Genomic DNA, 18,170 nt, shown 5'->3' with positions numbered 1-18,170 from the left:
TAACAATATTTTTAATTATGACTACGCAAACACTACCTCCAGCAGAAGTTTATCAAGGTCAGTTTGGGGAATTTACAGTTACTCAGAGCGATCGCACTGGCGTAATTATCTACCGCGCCGGCTTAATGGTTGCAGCACTGAGCTTTGCTATAGGCAGCGCTTTGGTTTTGCTCAATAATAATCCGATTGCAACTGCACTTACACCTCTATATGCTTGTTTTAGTCTTGCCCTTGGTGTAAGTTTATTTACCATTCATATCTATATGGCATCATTACACCGAATGTTGCAAATTTTTTGGGCGATCGGTAGTATAGCATCAGTGATTTTGGCGCTCTCTAGTAGTGAACCTTTGGTTCTCACTGTTTACAATCAGCCTCTTACCTTATTTGGAGTTGGTTTTACCTTTGTTGCTTTAACCGGTATTTATTTTAAAGAAGCTTTTTGCTTCAATCGCTTAGAAACTAAAGGATTAACCCTAATAGTACCGCTACTGTTGTTGGGACATTTGGTAGGAATTTTACCTACTCAGGGGGAGAGTATTTTATTAGGAATTTGGGCAACGTTGTTTTTAGTGTTTGCTCTCCGAAAAACAGTGCAAGCAATTCCTGCTGATATTGGAGATAAATCTGTATTTACTTACTTAAAAGAACAACATTTAGCTAAGGGTTAATGCAGACAAAAAATCGTCGGCGTCAAAAATTTCTGAAAATCAAACTAATAAAACGCCAAGAAATGTGGACAATTACGGCTCAGGGGTGGGCGATTGCAATCGCTTTGATTGCTTATTTAATATTTTTCACTATTACTCACATACACTCATTTCTCGCCGTGACTTCCCCGATCAAATCAGCAGAAGTATTAGTTGTTGAAGGATGGCTTCCAGATTATGCCATACAACAAGCTTTGAGTGAATTCAAAACAGGTTCCTATCGTCTAGTAATTACCACAGGAGGTTCAATAGAAAAAGGAAATTATTTGAGCGAATACAAGAACTTTGCAGAAGTGTCAGCTGCAACCTTCAAAAAGCTCGGTTTAGAATCAGAGAAGGTGGTAGCTGTTCCAACACCTATGGTAATTAAGGATCGTAGTTATGCATCTGCTGCTGAATTTAATCGCTGGCTATCTAATTCAGATTTAAACCCACAGTCAGTTAATGTTTTTTCTTTGGATGTTCACACCCGAAGAAGTTGGTTGCTGTTCAAAAAACTACTTACACCTAACGTCCAAGTCGGTGCGATCGCTGCTAAAACCCAAGATTATGAACCAAACAAATGGTGGGATTCTAGCCACGGTGTACGGGCAATTATTGATGAAAGCATCGCTTATCTTTATGCGCGGTTTTTGAATTGGAAATCCTAAAAGCGATTGATCCGTTCATAGTTCAGAATTGGGCAGCGTTGTTAGCGGAAAATGGCTAAAGTTGAGCTACCCTCCCAGGAGTGACCTTTAGAATTTTTCAAAAATACCCTAACAATACAAGTTCAATGGTGATTTGGTTTACTGCCGATACTCATTTCGGGCATAAAAAAATTTTAGAGTACACAGAAAGACCATTTTCTTCTATTGAGGAGATGGATGAAGCATTAATTGAGAATTGGAACAGCAAAGTCACTGCTGATGATGAAGTGTATCATCTAGGAGATGTTGGGCTTTGTTCTCCTCAGAAATTAAAGAAAATTCTTGAACGGCTTAACGGTAAAATTTATCTGATTCGTGGCAATCATGATAAAGCAGCCGAAGCTTGTAAAGACCGTTTTGAGTGGATTAAAGATTATTATGAGTTGACAATACCAGATTCTGAGGGATATCAAGGCAGACAGTTAATTGTTCTGTTGCATTATGCTATGAGGGTTTGGCAAGCTTCTCATTATGGTACTTGTCATCTTTATGGACACTCACATGGTCAACTTCCTGACGATTCCACGTCTTTATCTTTTGATGTGGGGGTAGATTGCCATAATTATGCACCCATAAATTACGATGATGTTAAACGTATTTTAAAAACAAAAAACTGGACAGCCCCTCAAATGAGGGGAGATTAGGTAAAGTAGACTGTGAAATTATTTTTGTAGCAATTGTAATAATGCTTGCCGATAAATTTTTAGGCCCTCTGCATTCAGATGATCGCCATCACTGGTTAAATTTTCTTTAAGAACATTATTTTCATACAAGGGCGTTAATCCTGCTGCTGCAACTGGCACTTTCTCTTTCTCAGCAACTTGATTAATTAGAACATTAATTTGCTCAACTTTAGGAAGTGGGGCTGCTACAGTTGGGTCTAAGCTTGCTGCAACTGTTGAATAAAAAGCTGGAATCAGAAAAATCTCTTTATTTCCCATTGTTCTGATCAATGCGATCGCTTCTTGGAGATTTTTGGTAAATAACTCATCGCTAATTCCATACCAAGCATCATTTGCACCTACGGCAATAATTGCTTTTTCACATTTAACCTTGGTAGGAATTAAACTTTTAAGTTGTTCCAATAATGAGATTGTACTCAGACCATTTAACCCAAAATTAAAAGTACCACTCCCCAGAGTATTACCAAGTCCAGCCGAAACAGAATCACCAAATAAGCAACCGGAAAACTGTTTATCTTGGGCGGCGAGTGTCTGATATTGCAGTGCAATTTTCCCTAAAGGTGAAGAACTTACATTGTCCTTTGGAGGTGCATCAGCACTAGAAGAGGAATTTGCCAGACCAGCTAGCTTAGAAATTTTTGACACATCAACAACTAGTTGATTACTGGGATATGCTTCTAGAAAGCTAACTACTCCTAAACCTTCTGGTGATTTTGCTCCGATGATGATAGCAGATCGCAGGGCTTGTGGACTGGCTTGATCGCGACGGGCGATCGCAGAGGATGCAAAAGATAAAATTTGCTTACCCATACTTGTATTTATCAGCTTATCTACAGCCACAATATCAAGAGACATTTTCACCTGAAGAGTCTCTTGAAACTTCTGTTTCTCCTCAGCGCTGAGGTAATCTAAGAAAGATTTTAGATCGCTAGAAGCCTTTTGTGTCTCGCTATAGCTGCGTATATCGGCCACCGGGATTGATTGCTCAAACAACCCATATCTAACAGTAACTTTCTCAGCAGCCAAACTCGGCAACAAACCAAGTCCACTATGCACTAGTAAAAATATTAAGCACCCAGATAGGCTTATTAAAAGACGATAGAAATATTTCATCGCAGAAAATAATAAGAATAGTCAATAGTTAATAGTCAATGGTTAAGGGTCAAGAGTCAAGTCGCTTCTCTACGAGACGCTGCGCGAACGCTCCAATTAAAAATTAAAAATTATTAATTAAAAATTGCAAGATGATCCAGGATGAGCTGGTGCTGCGCTATGAGTGTTGGTTCTGTATCTAAAATTAACTAAAAAAGGTCAAGGGGCTAGATATTGGGTATTGGAAATTTCTCCCACTGCTTTCTACATCAACAGTCAGCACTAATTTGGGAATACTCAATCAGAGTAGATGTGAGGATGGAAATGTGGTTGAAGAAGGCGCATATTGGCTAGCTTGGGCACAAATTTCGGGAATTGGCCCAGTATTACTGCGACGGCTGCAACAGCACTTTGGCACGCTGGCTAATGCTTGGAATGCTACCAAGGTACAGTTAGGAGAAGTAGAAGGTTTTGGTTTGCAAACATTAGAAAAAGTAGTAAAACAGCGATCGCGTTTGCATCCAGAACAACTATTCATTAAGCACCAGCAGGAAAACTCCCATTTCTGGACACCAGCAGATGCAGATTATCCCCGCTTACTGTTAGAAACTCCGAGTCCACCGCCGATTTTGTACTATCGCGGTGAAGTCGAACTCCAAGAAAATCTCGGACAAAAACCGATGGTTGGTATTGTCGGCACGCGCCAACCTTCAGAATACGGTATCCGTTGGACTCGCCAAATTAGTACAGCTTTGGCTAAAAATGGCTTTACAGTTGTTTCTGGAATGGCAGAGGGAATTGACACAGAAAGCCACATCGCCGCCATGAAAGCAGGTGGACGCACGATCGCAGTTTTGGGAACTGGCGTAGATGTCATCTATCCCCATAAAAATCGTGATTTATATAAGCAAATTTTGACGGCTGGCTTAGTCGTGAGTGAGTACCCCACAAAAACCCCACCCGATCGCACTCATTTTCCCCGCCGCAACCGAATTATCGCAGGTTTAAGCCGCGCTATTTTGGTAATGGAAGCGCCGATCAAATCTGGTGCTTTAATTACAGCTACCTACGCCAATGAATTTGGCAGAGATGTCTATGCATTACCTGGGAGAGTAGACGATTATCCATCCCAAGGGTGCTTAAAGTTATTGAGTCAGGGGGCTTCTTTCATTCTGAAGGAATTAGATGAACTGTTAACAATGCTGGGAGCAATACCACAAATTGATGGAGTCGAGACTTCTCCAGCACCAGAAAAGTTAAATCTTCCAACTTTATCGTCAGAATTGCAAACAGTAATGGATGCGATCGCAAGTGAAGCTTTACCCTTCGATTTTATTGTTCAACAAACGGGCATGGCTGCTGGCTCAGTTTCGGGTGCTTTATTACAGTTGGAACTTATGGGTTTAGTTTCGCAACTACCAGGAATGAGATATCAAAAAAGTTAATAGTTCAAAGATAACAACATTATTTAGCTTTGCTTTTGACAATTTGATTATTGTATTTATAGTAATTAGTCACAAAATATAATTACGAATTACATTCGCGTAGCGTGCCGGAGGCTCTATTACGAATTACGAATTATTTTAAGCTCTATACTCTGTGTCCTTTGGGTCTCTGTGGTTTAAAAAAATACTTTTAAACCGCAGAGTCGCAGAGGACACAGAGAAAAAAAGAGATTTTACAAATCATCTCGAAAGGGCTAGTTTTAATTCTTCAACTAGGAATTTAAAACCAAATTAAAATAAAGTTGCTGTTATGAGAAAGAGTAATAAATGAGTAATTATCTTGGGGGATAATATTGCGGATTCATAACTGGAGATTGATAACCGTTTGCCGGTACAGGACTGATAACAGGAGGCTGATAAACGTTCATGGGTATAGTGCCTGGTGTACTGTTGGGTAAAGCAGGATTCCCAACCTGGGGCTGATAACCATTTGCAGGTACTGTGCTTGTAGTACTGTTGGGTATAACAGCATTTTGGCTAAACTCTTCGTAGGCAGCACGAGAAATTGAGCTAATCAGTTTTTCGGCACGAGGGTCGTTTTGGGGACGTTGTACCATGACGCTAGCTATATAACGCTTGCCAGTTGGAACAACAATTAAACCTGTGTCTGCCAGCATAGTACCAATATCGCCCGTTTTATGGAATGCTCTTGCACCTGTTCCTAAACCAGATGGTAGCAAACTGTCTCTTTGGGTGCGACGCATTATATCGAGCATAAGATCGCGTGATGGCATACTGACTAAATTCCCCTGACTAATAATAGCCATCAAATTCGTTAATTCTTTGGGACTAGTTGTATTTGTTCCTTCCAAATCTGGGAGTTGATTACGAATTTTTGTAGTTGTCAATCCCCAAGTGCGGAAACGCTCGTTTAACGCTTCTATCCCTCCCAAGCGAGCAATCAGCATATTTGTCGCCGTATTGTCGCTGATTGTAATCATTTTCGTGACGACTTCCAGGGCGTTGTACTGGGTTCCGGCTGGTTTATATTGCAGATCTCCAGAACCGCCAGCTATCATATTTTGTTGCATGGTCAGCATTTCATCCAGGCGGATTTTCCCTGCGTCCACATCCTGGAAAAAAGCAAGTAAAATCGGTACTTTGATTGTGCTAGCTGCTGGCACACTGGTAGAGGCGTTGATATCTACATAATTACCAGTATCCAAATCTACCAAGAAAATGCCTGGTGTAAGACTTGGGTTGGTCGCCGCCAAATTTTGCACGGCGTTTTTTAAGGAAATAATTTCCTGGGATAGGTATAGGCTCGAAGTGGCAGTTGGGGGAGCTTGAGTAGGTTGTGGCTGCGATCGCGCCACATTAGTATTAGATTGGGGTACAGGAGTTGTGCTGATGCGATTAGCCGGGTCTAATACTGACAACACCGTGCCCACAATTGCACCCATCCCAACACCCACTATCAACAACCGCACAACATACAACATGGTTTTGGCCATTGGCTTCAATCGCGTTTTCCGCGATGTTCGTTTGCCAACTTTCGGCTTTTCCATCCGCACTGTTTTCACCATTACAGCACCTGGTCGAAAGGGAGGAATTTTCCCTTTCCCAGTTGGTATGGGTTTTACTGCCGTTGGCATAACTAAATCCGATTTTACCCTGCTGGTGCGTATAACACTAGGGGTTGGGGGAGGACTAATGCGATTTTTTGGGCGTGCTAGCGCCGCTTCTCGTCCATTGACAGCTTGCTGCTGGCTATTAGCTTTAACTTTCTTTTGTGCCACTTTTTGAACTTTTTGTGGACGTTGGCGGCGATTTAAGGGTTGTCGCCGCGAGAAAGCTGTTAGTTCGTCACTTGACTCTGACACAGTTACTCCTTGTGACCCACTTGACTGTTTTCTTGCAGACTCCTGACCCAAAACTTAATCTTTAAGCAATATTTAGTACTCAAATTCCACTTTGCCACTAAGTAGCAGTTTTGTGTTTAGTTTTAAGCTATGTTAAATATTTTGGGGGGGTGATTGCGTATATATTAAACGAATAATTACAAGTTTTCACCATCCCTCTGGTTTTTCAGGGCCCATTCCACCTGCTGCAAAATTCCTCGGAGCATGGCTACCTCCCCAGTTTTCAGGTGAGCGCGATTATAAAGTTGGCGAAATTTTCCCATGCGACTAGCTGCTGTATGGGGATATATATAACCAATTTTCAGTAATAGTGATTCTAATTGCTGGTAGTATCCTTCTACAATATCTAAGGGAGCTTCAGGTTGGGCTATGGTCTGAGTCTTAGGTTGTTGGGCAGATTGTGACAATTCATAACAACAGATTGCTACAGCAGTGGCCAAATTTAGAGCTACATAATCTGGACTTGTGGGAATAGCAACAAACCTCTGGGCATAATTTAATTCTTCATTGCTTAATCCCCGGTCTTCCCTACCAAAAATCAGGGCTGCGGGTTTTTCTGGCTCCTCAAGTAACCAGGGTAGTGCAGTGCGGGGATTTTCTAAGGGTGTTTCTAAACTGCGAACACGACCAGTGGTAGCGATCGCTCGTACACATCCATGCAATGCTTCTGGTAAGGTTGCCACTATTACCGCAGATTCGATAATTTCTTGACCATGAACAGCCATCATCAGAGCTTCCGTCGATAGCGGATCGCATTGGGGGTTCACTAATACTAAATTATATAGCCCGAAATTTTTCATGACTCTGGCGATCGCCCCGATATTTATCGGCCCAGCTGGTTCTACCAACACAATTCTTAATCCAGCCAAACCCATTTTTTGCCTCCTGCGATCGCACCAGATAATACTACAGACTAATTTTCAGCGTTATGTTTCTGCTGAAGAGTTTCCTTGAAATCATTTTACCTGTGTAAGTGAATGCCTGCGTCAGGTCTGAAGAGTTCGGCGCAATTTAAGATAAGTTACCTGCTTTAATCATCACAACTAAGTGTTCAATACGTTCATATTCATCTAGTTCTTTCAACTCCGTGGGTGTAAGTTCACCTGCGTTACTGCGTGTTAATAAGGTACGCAACCGTTCTTGCATTTCGGGAGTGGGTTTAAATTCAGCAATTTGTTCAGGAGTGGGGTTGCTAGCCAAAAAATCTAAGATATATCGGTAAACTTGTGCTGGTACAGCTGGTTGTTGGAGGCTCAAAGCAAGCAATTCAGGTAAGCGATCGCCTACTTGTGCTAGTTGTTGAGATAATTCCTCTGATACTTCTAGGGTGATTCTTGGCATGGGGATTGCATTGGCAATTTACTTATTATTAAATGATATATCTCGAAATTTTTCATTCCTCTAGCGATCGCGCCGACATTAATCGCCTCAGCTACCTCTACCAAGACAATTCTTAATCCGCCAAGCCCATTTTTTGCTCCCTGCCCCCCGCTCCCTGCTCCCTGCCCCCTGCCCCCTGCTCCCTGCCCAAATATGTCTCACATTCTGGTCGAAAATCTCAGGAAGACTTTCTTTGTGTCTGAACGTTCCTCTGGGCTTTTCGGTTCAATACGAGGGCTTGTGCAGCGAAAAACTAAAGAAGTTTATGCCCTCAAAGGAGTTTCATTTTCCGTGCAACGGGGTGAACTTGTAGGATACATTGGCCCAAATGGAGCCGGTAAATCGACCACGATTAAAATTTTAAGCGGCATTCTCGTACCTTCCAGTGGAAAATGCATAATTGGCGGACGAACTCCTTGGAAAGATCGAATCAAGCATGTTAATCGTATCGGTGTAGTGTTTGGTCAAAGAACACAACTCTGGTGGGATTTACCTGTGATTGAGTCTTTTGATTTGCTGCGGGACATTTATCGCGTTCCCCAATCAGAATACCGCCAGACATGCGAAGAAATGATTGATTTGCTTGGTCTTGAAAGCTTTCTCTCGACTCCAGTGAGGCAGTTAAGCCTTGGGCAAAGGATGCGATGTGACTTTGCAGCAGCAATGCTTCACAGACCGGAAATTCTTTTTCTTGATGAACCTACCATCGGGCTTGATGCAGTTTCAAAGCTTGCAGTCAGAAAATTTATCAAAGCGCTGAATAAAACTCATCAAGTAACCACCATCCTCACTACCCATGATATGGATGATATTGAGGCATTGTGCGATCGCATAATTATTATTGGTGGAGGTGAAATCCTTTGTGATGGAACTCTAGCAGCACTGCGTTCTCAAGTTTCCTCGCGTCGGTACTTAAGAATCGACCTAGCAAACGATGATTTCTTCTTTGAACAAGAAGGAGTCAGTATTATCTCTAAAGAAGGTCGCACCGTAACTCTAGCTTTCGATCCTACAAAGCTTTCTGCTGCGTCTTTGATTAGCCAAGTTACCTCGCAACACGAAGTAGAGGATCTTTTTGTGGAAAATCCACCCATTGAAGAGATAGTTGCTGAACTTTATGCAATTTCAGCCGGAATTGTCTCATGATATCGTGTCCGGTTAAAGACTTATCATTAAGACTGCAAGGGGGCAGGGAGCAGGGGGCAGGGGGAGAAAGAATTTTCAGGTTTTTGCACAGAGGCGGAAATTATAACTAATCAGCCGGACATGCATGATATGAAAGCATATTGGTCACTGTTTGTTGCTAGATTTACACTGCTGTTGCAATACCGTACTGCTGCTTTGGCAGGCGTTGTCACTCAGCTTTTTTGGGGGTTTGTGAAAGTAATGGTTTTACAGGCATTCTTTACCCATGCAACCTCTGCTCAACCTATCACTTTTCCACAAGCTGTAGGATATGTGTGGCTAGGACAGGCTTTTCTGATGGCGATTGTCCCTTGGGGAGGTGATAGAGACATTCAAGAACTTATCCGAACTGGTGCTGTAGGATACGATCTTCTCCGACCCACAGACCTTTATAATTTTTGGTTTACTCGTGCGTTGGCACTTCGCATAACGCCCTTAATACTGCGTGCCATTCCGCTTCTTAGTGTCACAATTTTTATTTTTCCCCTTGTGGGGCTTGATGAATGGTCGCTTTCTTTTCCACCCTCTTTTGCTTCTTTTGTTGCCTTTCTTGTCTCTTTTTTTGGCGCAATTTTACTTTCGTCTGCATTAACTATGCTTCTTACTGTATCAATGATGTGGACAATTTCTGGCGAAGGAATTAATAGCATTCTACCCACTCTGATTATTATCTTCTCTGGCATGATTGTTCCTTTGCCACTTTTTCCTGAGTGGAGCAAGCCTTTTTTGAATGCACTTCCTTTTTCAGGACTAATCGACAAACCTTTTCGTCTTTTTACTGGTAATCTTCAACCAAACGCCCTGTTTAATGTTTTGCTACATCAAACTTTCTGGATAGTTTGCATTATTATCCTTGGTCGTGTCCTTGTGAAATATGGCATCAGAAAGCTGGTAATTCAGGGAGGATAAGTAAATAATTCGTAATTCGTAATTCGTAATTTTTTTAGCAGGAGATAGGTTATACCAATTCTGTATGAAGATGCACAGAATATTAAACGAACCGCCCAACGGGGAAAACAGTCGCCTACGGTGGGAAACCCTCCTACATTGCTGGTTAAACAAGTACGCCAAGAATAGAGAGTTATATCATGTCCGGCTAATTAGTTATAATTCCCACATCTGTGCAAAAAGCGGGAAACCCTCTTTTTCCCCCTGCTCCCCGCCCCTTGCCCCCCTGCGGTCTTAATGATAAGTCTTTAACCGGACACAATATTACTTATTTAGTGCAGCTTCATATTAAATTCAGATTATGTAATTTATTTTAGATAAAAATTACAAAGCGATTATGAATGATTTTTTGCTTTACCTTCGATATATTTCTGTATCTTTCAAGTCGCAAATGCAGTACAAAGTTTCCTTTTGGCTACAGATTATAGGGCAATTTATAGGAACTGCTGTTGAATTTTTTGGAGTTTGGGCACTTTTTAGCCGATTTAATAATATTGGTACGTGGACTTTGAATGAAGTTGCTCTATTTTATGGAATAGTTAATATTTCTTTTGCATGTGCTGATGCCCTTGGAAAAGGATTTGACTCATTTTCAACAATAATTAAAAGTGGAGACTTTGATCGTTTACTTGTTCGTCCACGCACCACGGTACTTCAACTTTTAGGGAAAGAATTTACTTTGAAACGAATCGGAAGATTTTCTCAAGGCATTGTTGTTATGGGGTGGTCACTTTCATCTCTCCATATCCCTTTAAATTTTAAAACTTTATGGCTTTTGGGCAGTTCATTTATTGGTGGGGTTGCACTCTTTGTTGGCATTGTCATTATGCAAGCAACTCTCACATTCTGGACTATCGAATCTCTGGAAATGATGAATATCCTTACTTATGGAGGAGTTGAAACGGCTCAGTACCCTCTTTCAATTTATAGCAAGTGGTTTCAGCGATTCTTTACTTTCTTGATACCGCTTGCTTGCGTCAGCTATTTTCCTTTGCTTGCAGTACTTGAAAAAGAAGATGCCTTTTTAGTACCTTTGTGGTTTTGTTATGTCTCGCCAATTGCAGGTATTCTATTTCTAATAATTGCGCTCCAGCTTTGGAAAATAGGAGAGCGATACTATTGTTCTACTGGCAGTTAAACAAAATTTTAGGGTGCATCCCAGTTTTTATTTTGCAATCAGAGGATAATTGTCATTGCGTTCGCGCAGCGTCTCGTAGTTGGAGGATTTTGTGATTGCTTCGCTTCGTTACGCTCGCAATGACATCCAAAAAAATGGGATGCTCCCAAATTTTAGTTGTGAACTCAGGTAAATTTTAAATGGGCAGATCGCACTTTTCTGAAGATTCTGATTAAATACTTTGTAGTATTACCTGATTCCACTAAACAATGCCACAGAAAGCTCAAATGAAAAACTCCAGGAAAGATTGGTTACGTAAAAGACTCAAAATTACTCTGATTTTCCTGTTAGTGTTAGGGGCATTGTTAGTGGGATTTGCCACCTATACTGTGCGTCAATCTTTTGCTCAAGAGAGTGGCACAATTCAATTATCTGAACTCAAAGCGGAAGTAACCGTCCAGCGCGATAAATGGGGAATTCCTCATATTTATGCTGCCAACTCCCACGATTTATTTATGGCGCAAGGTTATATCCACGCCCAAGATCGTTTTTGGCAAATGGATTTTTGGCGACACATCGGTTCTGGGCGACTCTCAGAAATGTTTGGTTCCTCTCAGGTTGAGACTGACAGATATCTGCGAACAATGGGATGGGGAAGGGTTGCACAGCAAGAAATTCCAGAAATTAATGCAGAGATGAGGGCATATCTGGAAGCATACTCAGATGGTGTCAATGCCTATTTGAGGGAGCATCAAGGCAGCACTCTCAGTCTAGAATACGCTGTGTTGAAATTTCTCAATCCTGGGTATAAGCCAGAACCTTGGCAAATATTGCATTCCCTGACTTGGGGGAAGGTGATGGCTTACGATTTGGGTACAAATTTTCAGAGCGAAGTTGAACGTGCTATCCTGCTGAAAACCCTTACTCCCGCGCAAGTTGAAGAACTTTATCCGCCGTATCCTCAAGATTTGCCAGCGATTTTACCTGAGTTTCAAAAAGGGAAAACAGGAGAGGATGAAAGTTATGACAATACGCCATTTACCGCCTTTGGTTTTGAGGAAGCAATAGAATCAATTACTAAACCGATGATGGCTTTAGAACAACTCATCGGCCCCACAGGAATAGGCATTGGTTCTAATAACTGGGTAATATCCGGCGATCGCACAAATACAGGTAAGCCAATTTTAGCAAATGACCCCCACTTAGGTGTGCAAATACCCTCTATTTGGTATGAGGTTGGTTTGCACTGTACATCTAAGAGTGCAGAATGTCCTTACAACGTTACGGGCTTTTCCTTTGCGGGAATGCTTGGGGTAATTATTGGTCATAGCGATCGCATTGCCTGGGGTGTAACTAATGTACTATCTGATGTAATGGATTTATACATTGAGAAAATCAATCCCAAGAACCCTAATCAGTATGAGGTAAATGGTCAATGGGTTGATATGAAACTCCTGCAAGAAACAATTCAAGTTGCAGGGAGTCAGCCGATTGTGCAAACGGTTCGCTATACCCGACATGGGCCGATTCTCTCTGATGTTTCACCCAATTTGAAGGAATTCCAACCAAATCAGCCCTTAGAAATACCGCAAAACTACGCCGTAGCCCTGCGCTGGACAGCCCTAGAACCTTCCAAACTAGCAGATGCCATTCCCCAAATCAATCGCGCCCAAAACTGGCAAGAATTCCGCGCTGCTGCTAGTAATTATGATGTCCCGGCTCAAAATTTGGTCTACGCTGACGTTGATGGCAATATTGGCTACCAAATGCCTGGAAAATTCCCCATCCGAGCCAAGGGAAATGGGCGTTATCCTGTTCCTGGTTGGACTGATGCTTATGAATGGCAAGGCTATATTGACTTTGAGCAGTTACCCAAAACTTTCAATCCGTCTCAAGGTTTTATTGCTACTGCCAATAATCTAGCTATGCGTAAATATCCTTACTTAATTACCGCAGACTGGGTTTATGGCTATCGGGCAAAGCGCATCGTTGAGATGATTTCACAGCAAACCGAACCGATTTCCCTAGAAGATGTGCAGCAGATACAGGGCGACGATCGCAATCTCAATGCAGAAACATTAATACCCCTACTGCAATCTATCACTGTTGATACACCGCGTTTGCAAGCAGCCCAAAAACTTTTGCAAGATTGGAATTTGCAGTTGAGAATGACATCGCCTGCTGCTGCCTTGTTTGAAGTATTCTGGAAACACTTGCTAGCAGATACGTTTCACGATCAGTTACCTGAGAGATACTTTCCCAATGGAGGCGATCGCTGGTATGCTGTGATCGCAAATCTGGTAAAACAGCCCAATAGTTCTTGGTGGGATAATCGCAACACCCCAAAAGTTGAGAACCGCGACCAAATTTTGCAGCAATCTCTCACAGAAGCCGTGGATGAATTAGAACGGATTCAAAGCAAAGATCCGAAAAACTGGAGTTGGGGCAAACTACATACTGTGACTTTTCGTAATGCCACCTTGGGTAAATCTGGGGTTGCACCGATTGAAGCTTTATTTAATCGTGGTGCATATACCACGGCTGGTAATGGTGAAACAGTGAATGCTAACCGATGGAGAGCAAATAAATCCTTTGAGGTGACAGATATTCCTTCCTTGCGGATGATTGTAGACTTGGGTAATTTCGATAACTCAGTAGCCATTCATACACCTGGACAATCAGGCCATGCTTTCCATAACCACTACAACGATATGGTTGACTCTTGGCGCAATATTGAATACCACAAGATGCTGTGGGAACCAAAGAATGTTATGGGTAGTACTGCTGCGACGTTGAAGTTAGTTCCAAAATTGGGAAAGTAAAGTATAACTCGACTAAGAATTTTAGGACTAGCCCTTTCGAGGTAATATCAAGTTCGGGTGACTATATCATGTTCGGCAAATCACTTGTAATATGTCATTGCGAATGCAACGAAGTGGAATGTTCGCGTAGCGTCTCGTAGAGATAGCAATCGCAAAGGTTTGGGATTGCCGCGCTTCGCTCGCAATGACATGAGTATTAATTTGCTTTCGAGACTTTTTGAATTTGCCCAGTAAAATATGCTTCTTGATGTTTGAGTTGTTGTGCTAGTTCCAACCCTTTTTTAAAAGCTGTTAACGCTTGAGGAAAATCTTTGCGTTCTAGATGTAATTGCCCAATTTGATCGTAAGCTTGCATCGCCCCGTAGAAATTTGCGGCTTGCGTCTGTGTTTGCACAAGAATTTGGCTAGTCTGTAAAGCTTCGTCTATTTGCCCTTGAGAACGGTACAGTGCAATTAACTTCTGCAAAGCTTCACCGGCACGAACGTATTGTAGTAATTGCCAAGCAGTGATATAAGCTTCTTGATAATTATTAAAAGCTTCTAGCAGTAAGTTAGGATCTTTCTCTGCTAGAGATTCGTAATCTGAAGCGATCGCTAGTTTTAATTCTGGAATTTCAGTAAGATTATTTTGACTAACGTAAATTTCTACTAGTCTATTAAGTACATTTAATGACTTCTGCGGTTGTTTTGTCTGCTCGTAAATGTAAGCCAGCCGTTGCAGATATGTTACCTCGTTTACACGCTCACCTTGGGAAGTCGCTAAACTCAATAATTCTTCGTAGACTGGAGCAGCTTTGGTATAATCAAACCAAGTTAAATGCAGTTCGCCAATAGTCTTAAGCATTTCTACTAGTGCTATCGGATCTTTTTGCTGCCGCACCACTAACAAAACTTGGTCGTAAGCTTCTACAGCTAGTTTAATTGATCGCACATTTTGGTAAGCTTCGGCTAGCGATCGCCACAATTCTAGATCGACTTGGGCAGTTTTTTTCTGAGATTGTGCCTGCTTTTGAATGGCTTGCAATCGCTGCGTAATATATTGTACTTCTTCTCCATTATTTTGCTTCCAGGCGATCGCTCCGACTCGTGATAGTGCTTGCACTTCTGCTAATGGCCCGAAAAAGCGCCGCAAGCGAAGTTCCCGGTTCCAAATTTCAAACGCCGCTATCTGATCTCCTGCTTGCAATTTCGCTGCTGCTTCTTGGTTTAACGCATCTAGCGCTGGCTCTAACTTTTGCTGTTCTTGAAGAGTTAACGGTTGTTTATCCTTGGGCAAACGTGGCAGCAGTGGATCGGGTGTGGTAATTTCTAGGGGACTAGGGGGAAATTTATCCGGTGGTTTAGGTTTTTTAGTCTGTGCCAACGTCAAGGAGTTGCTAAAGAGGATAGCGGCAGTCACAATCACAATTAAGCGCTTGAGCATGGATACTTTACCTTACCTTGAGTTAGTTGCATTAGTTAATTATCCCCATTCCATTTTATTTTTACCTTATTCCAGCGATTCCAAAGCGTCACTGAGTTTGCTTCCTCTGCTCCCCTAGATTAATTTATGTCTCTATCTAGTCTACGTATTTAATAGGTCAGTTTAATATCAAGCTAATAAGATCAAGCGTTTTTAAGTACAATTACTGAGTTTCATATCACGTTTACTTAATTTATGCAAGCGAAAATCTCTTGAATATGACCGGGGAAATATACTGAATAATTAAACAAAATTTCTTATTTACCTTCAGATGACTCAGAAAATATACGCTCACAATAATTAACTAAATATAGATATCCTTTATTAGAGCTAATTTGCTCTGAAAGTAAATAAATTTAGTATCAGTTAGGACGACTATGACGAATAGGATTATGGAAAACTTTTGACATTGTTGAATAAGAAGTATGAATCAAGAGTTAGGACGTGATATGTCACGTTTATATATGGGTTTTGAGCTTAAACAAAATCATTTTCATACTTATTATTCTGGAAGCCAATTTTTTCATAAGTGCTATTTGGTGGAACGAAGATATAGCCGCTTGGATTGGAACTGCTTAGTTGCCTAAATGGTGACGCTCACTGTGTTAACGACAGTATAGAGTGGCTGTTACCTGTCTATAGGGCTGGCTCACCGTTTTTACCACTTTAGTCAGACGCTACTTTTTCAACTAGGAAGGTAAAAAATGGAATGGGCTATTTACAAAAAGAATACAGGTAGTTTTGTAATAGCAGTGACAATTATGGCTGGCGTTGGCGTAATTTCGTATCTGAGTTTGCTTCAGTATAGAGAAAACGCTCAATGGGTGACACATACACGCGAGGTACTGGAAAAGACAAAAGAAGTGATGTCACAGATCAAAGATGCAGAAACTGGACAACGGGGCTATCTTCTCACGGGCAAAGGACGGTATCTAGAACCCTATCGTACTGCAACTGGCGAGATTGTTCAGAAACTTAAGGCTCTGCGCCAATTGACTGCGGATAACCCCAATCAACAGCAGCGCCTCGATCGCCTTGAACCCCTGATTACCAAAAAACTGGTTTTAATGGAACAGGCGATTAATGCCAGGAGCAAAAATTTAGAGTCCGCACTGCAAATAGTTCAGACAGATCAGAGTCAGCAGATTATGGAGGACATCCGAATGCTGACTACTGCTATGGAGAATGAAGAGAATAAGTTGTTGAAACAGCGATCGCTACAGGCAAACGCCAGCGCTCATCAAACAACTGTGCTGACTATTTTTGGTAGCATTATCGCTTCTGCGATCGTCGGTTTAGCAGCGATAATTACTAATCAGGAACTCGTCAAACGCAGGCGGATGGAAAATTCTCTGCAAAAGGCTCGCGATCAGTTAGAAATAGAAGTTAACAAACGGACTGCCGAACTTAGAAACACTAACGAAGAATTACAAACTGAAATTAATGAGCGCAAAAAGGCGGAGTCAGAAATTCTGCGTTTGAATGCCCAGCTTGAGGGGCGAGTTGCAGAACGCACAGCCCAACTGGAAGCTACTAATAGAGAGATGGAAGCATTTAGTTATTCTGTGTCTCACGATCTGCGGGCCCCTTTACGGAGTATCGACGGCTTCAGCCAAGCGCTACTAGAAGATTATGCTGACAAGCTAGACACACTAGGTCAAAACTACCTCCAGCGAGTGCGTGCAGCTACCCAGAGGATGGCACAGCTAATCGACGATTTACTGAATCTGTCACGACTGACGCGTAGCGAGATGCGTTACGAAAAGGTCGATCTGAGCGCAATAGTGGAGGCGATCGCTACAGAGTTGCAAAAAACCCAACCAGAACGCCAAGTAGAGTTTGCGATCGCGCCAGGATTGGTTGCTAATGGTGACACTCATTTGTTACGAATCGTGCTAGAAAACCTACTGGGTAATGCGTGGAAGTTTACAGGAAAACATCCAAAAGCCCGCATAGAATTTGGGCTTTTGCAGCAAGATGGCATCCATGCGTATTTTGTCCGTGATGATGGCACAGGCTTTGATATGGCTTATGTTGAAAAACTCTTCGGTGCTTTTCAGCGCCTGCACGCCATGACTGAGTTTGAAGGTACTGGCATCGGATTAGCTACTGTGCAGAGGATTATTCACCGTCATGGTGGCCGTGTCTGGGCTGAAAGCGCAATCGAGCAAGGCGCAACATTTTACTTCACCCTTTAACTAGAGGAAAATATACAACATGATTTTACTAGTAGAAGACAATCCCGACGATGAAGCGCTAACCCTACGCGCACTCAAGAAAAACAATATTATGAACGAGGTGGTAGTAGCACGCGATGGGGTAGAAGCCCTAGATTATCTGTTTGGAAAAGGTGTGTATGCCGATCGCGACATGAGCGTTATGCCGAATCTCATCCTCCTAGATTTGAAGCTACCTAAAATGGATGGTATGGAAGTTTTGCGACAGCTGCGAACCGACGACAGAACAAAAATTCTTCCCGTTGTGATTCTTACTTCCTCCAAAGAGGAGCAAGACTTAATCAATGGTTACAGCTTGGGCGCTAACAGTTATGTTCGCAAACCAGTAGACTTTTCCCAATTCAGTGAAGCAGTCAGACAACTAGGGTTGTACTGGTTTGTCCTAAACGAGTCGCCGCCAAGAATATAAGCAGGGGGCAGGGGGCAGGGGGCAGGGGGCAGGGAGCAGGGGGCAGGGAGCAGGGGGCAGGGAGCAGGG

The 18,170-nt window shown here is 42.2% G+C and carries 15 protein-coding genes; 10 read left to right on the top strand and 5 right to left on the bottom strand.

The genetic code is table 11. The features are described 5' to 3' along the window. Positions 1–17: 17 nt before the first annotated feature. From VB732_RS15070 to VB732_RS15060, 3 genes are all read left to right on the top strand, one after another. A complete protein-coding gene (locus VB732_RS15070) occupies positions 18–671 on the top strand; it encodes a DUF2301 domain-containing membrane protein (protein ID WP_323231675.1) in 654 nt (217 codons plus the stop codon). 158 nt (positions 672–829) lie between these two features. Next, the gene (locus VB732_RS15065) at positions 830–1,360 is read left to right on the top strand and encodes an ElyC/SanA/YdcF family protein (RefSeq protein ID WP_323231674.1); all 531 of its coding nucleotides are present in this window, start codon (positions 830–832) and stop codon (positions 1,358–1,360) included. Between the two features lie 125 nt (positions 1,361–1,485). Beyond that, positions 1,486–2,043, top strand: coding sequence for a metallophosphoesterase family protein (locus VB732_RS15060; protein ID WP_323231673.1), 558 nt, complete (start codon positions 1,486–1,488; stop codon positions 2,041–2,043). Between the two features lie 18 nt (positions 2,044–2,061). On the opposite strand, the gene VB732_RS15055 is transcribed toward VB732_RS15060, so the two are convergent. Further along, positions 2,062–3,138 carry an alpha/beta hydrolase gene (locus VB732_RS15055; RefSeq protein ID WP_323231672.1) on the bottom strand — a complete coding sequence of 359 codons (1,077 nt, stop codon included), beginning with the start codon at positions 3,136–3,138 and terminating at the stop codon, positions 2,062–2,064. 362 nt (positions 3,139–3,500) lie between these two features. On the opposite strand from VB732_RS15055, the gene dprA reads away from it, so the two are divergent. Further along, positions 3,501–4,619, top strand: a complete 1,119-nt coding sequence (dprA, locus tag VB732_RS15050; protein WP_323231671.1) for a DNA-processing protein DprA — start codon at positions 3,501–3,503, stop codon at positions 4,617–4,619. A gap of 335 nt (positions 4,620–4,954) precedes the next feature. Here dprA and VB732_RS15045 read toward each other — a convergent pair whose 3' ends face one another. The 3 genes from VB732_RS15045 to VB732_RS15035 form a co-directional block, all read right to left on the bottom strand. Then, the gene (locus VB732_RS15045) at positions 4,955–6,502 is read right to left on the bottom strand and encodes a serine hydrolase (RefSeq protein ID WP_323231670.1); all 1,548 of its coding nucleotides are present in this window, start codon (positions 6,500–6,502) and stop codon (positions 4,955–4,957) included. Positions 6,503–6,678: 176 nt separating this feature from the next. Next, positions 6,679–7,416 carry an RNA methyltransferase gene (locus VB732_RS15040; protein WP_323231669.1) on the bottom strand — a complete coding sequence of 246 codons (738 nt, stop codon included), beginning with the start codon at positions 7,414–7,416 and terminating at the stop codon, positions 6,679–6,681. A gap of 136 nt (positions 7,417–7,552) precedes the next feature. Further along, positions 7,553–7,882, bottom strand: a complete 330-nt coding sequence (locus VB732_RS15035) for a hypothetical protein (RefSeq protein WP_323231668.1) — start codon at positions 7,880–7,882, stop codon at positions 7,553–7,555. A 234-nt stretch (positions 7,883–8,116) separates the two neighbouring features. Here VB732_RS15035 and VB732_RS15030 point away from each other — a divergent pair, with 234 nt between their 5' ends. The 4 genes from VB732_RS15030 to VB732_RS15015 all read left to right on the top strand — a co-directional run bounded on the left by VB732_RS15030 (position 8,117) and on the right by VB732_RS15015 (position 13,993). Beyond that, a complete protein-coding gene (locus VB732_RS15030; RefSeq protein ID WP_323231667.1) occupies positions 8,117–9,067 on the top strand; it encodes an ABC transporter ATP-binding protein in 951 nt (316 codons plus the stop codon). Between the two features lie 129 nt (positions 9,068–9,196). Continuing rightward, the gene (locus VB732_RS15025; protein ID WP_323231666.1) at positions 9,197–10,015 is read left to right on the top strand and encodes an ABC transporter permease; all 819 of its coding nucleotides are present in this window, start codon (positions 9,197–9,199) and stop codon (positions 10,013–10,015) included. A gap of 376 nt (positions 10,016–10,391) precedes the next feature. Continuing rightward, positions 10,392–11,192, top strand: coding sequence for an ABC transporter permease (locus VB732_RS15020; protein WP_323231665.1), 801 nt, complete (start codon positions 10,392–10,394; stop codon positions 11,190–11,192). 248 nt (positions 11,193–11,440) lie between these two features. Further along, on the top strand, positions 11,441–13,993 hold the full coding sequence (locus VB732_RS15015; RefSeq protein WP_323231664.1) for a penicillin acylase family protein: 2,553 nt from the start codon (positions 11,441–11,443) through the stop codon (positions 13,991–13,993). Positions 13,994–14,189: 196 nt separating this feature from the next. On the opposite strand, the gene VB732_RS15010 is transcribed toward VB732_RS15015, so the two are convergent. Further along, positions 14,190–15,416: a hypothetical protein gene (locus VB732_RS15010; protein ID WP_323231663.1), complete on the bottom strand. Its 1,227-nt coding sequence runs from the start codon at positions 15,414–15,416 to the stop codon at positions 14,190–14,192. A 743-nt stretch (positions 15,417–16,159) separates the two neighbouring features. Between VB732_RS15010 and VB732_RS15005 the strand changes: the two genes are divergently transcribed. Both VB732_RS15005 and VB732_RS15000 read left to right on the top strand, forming a co-directional pair. Next, on the top strand, positions 16,160–17,653 hold the full coding sequence (locus VB732_RS15005; protein ID WP_323231662.1) for a sensor histidine kinase: 1,494 nt from the start codon (positions 16,160–16,162) through the stop codon (positions 17,651–17,653). A gap of 19 nt (positions 17,654–17,672) precedes the next feature. Next, positions 17,673–18,101 carry a response regulator gene (locus VB732_RS15000; RefSeq protein WP_323231661.1) on the top strand — a complete coding sequence of 143 codons (429 nt, stop codon included), beginning with the start codon at positions 17,673–17,675 and terminating at the stop codon, positions 18,099–18,101. Positions 18,102–18,170: the final 69 nt, after the last annotated feature.

The organism is Nostoc sp. UHCC 0252, assembly GCF_034931145.1.
Classification (GTDB): Bacteria; Cyanobacteriota; Cyanobacteriia; order Cyanobacteriales; family Nostocaceae; genus Nostoc.
The sequence above is the reverse complement of the archived record's forward strand: the minus strand, read 5'-3'. Positions and strand labels throughout refer to the sequence as shown.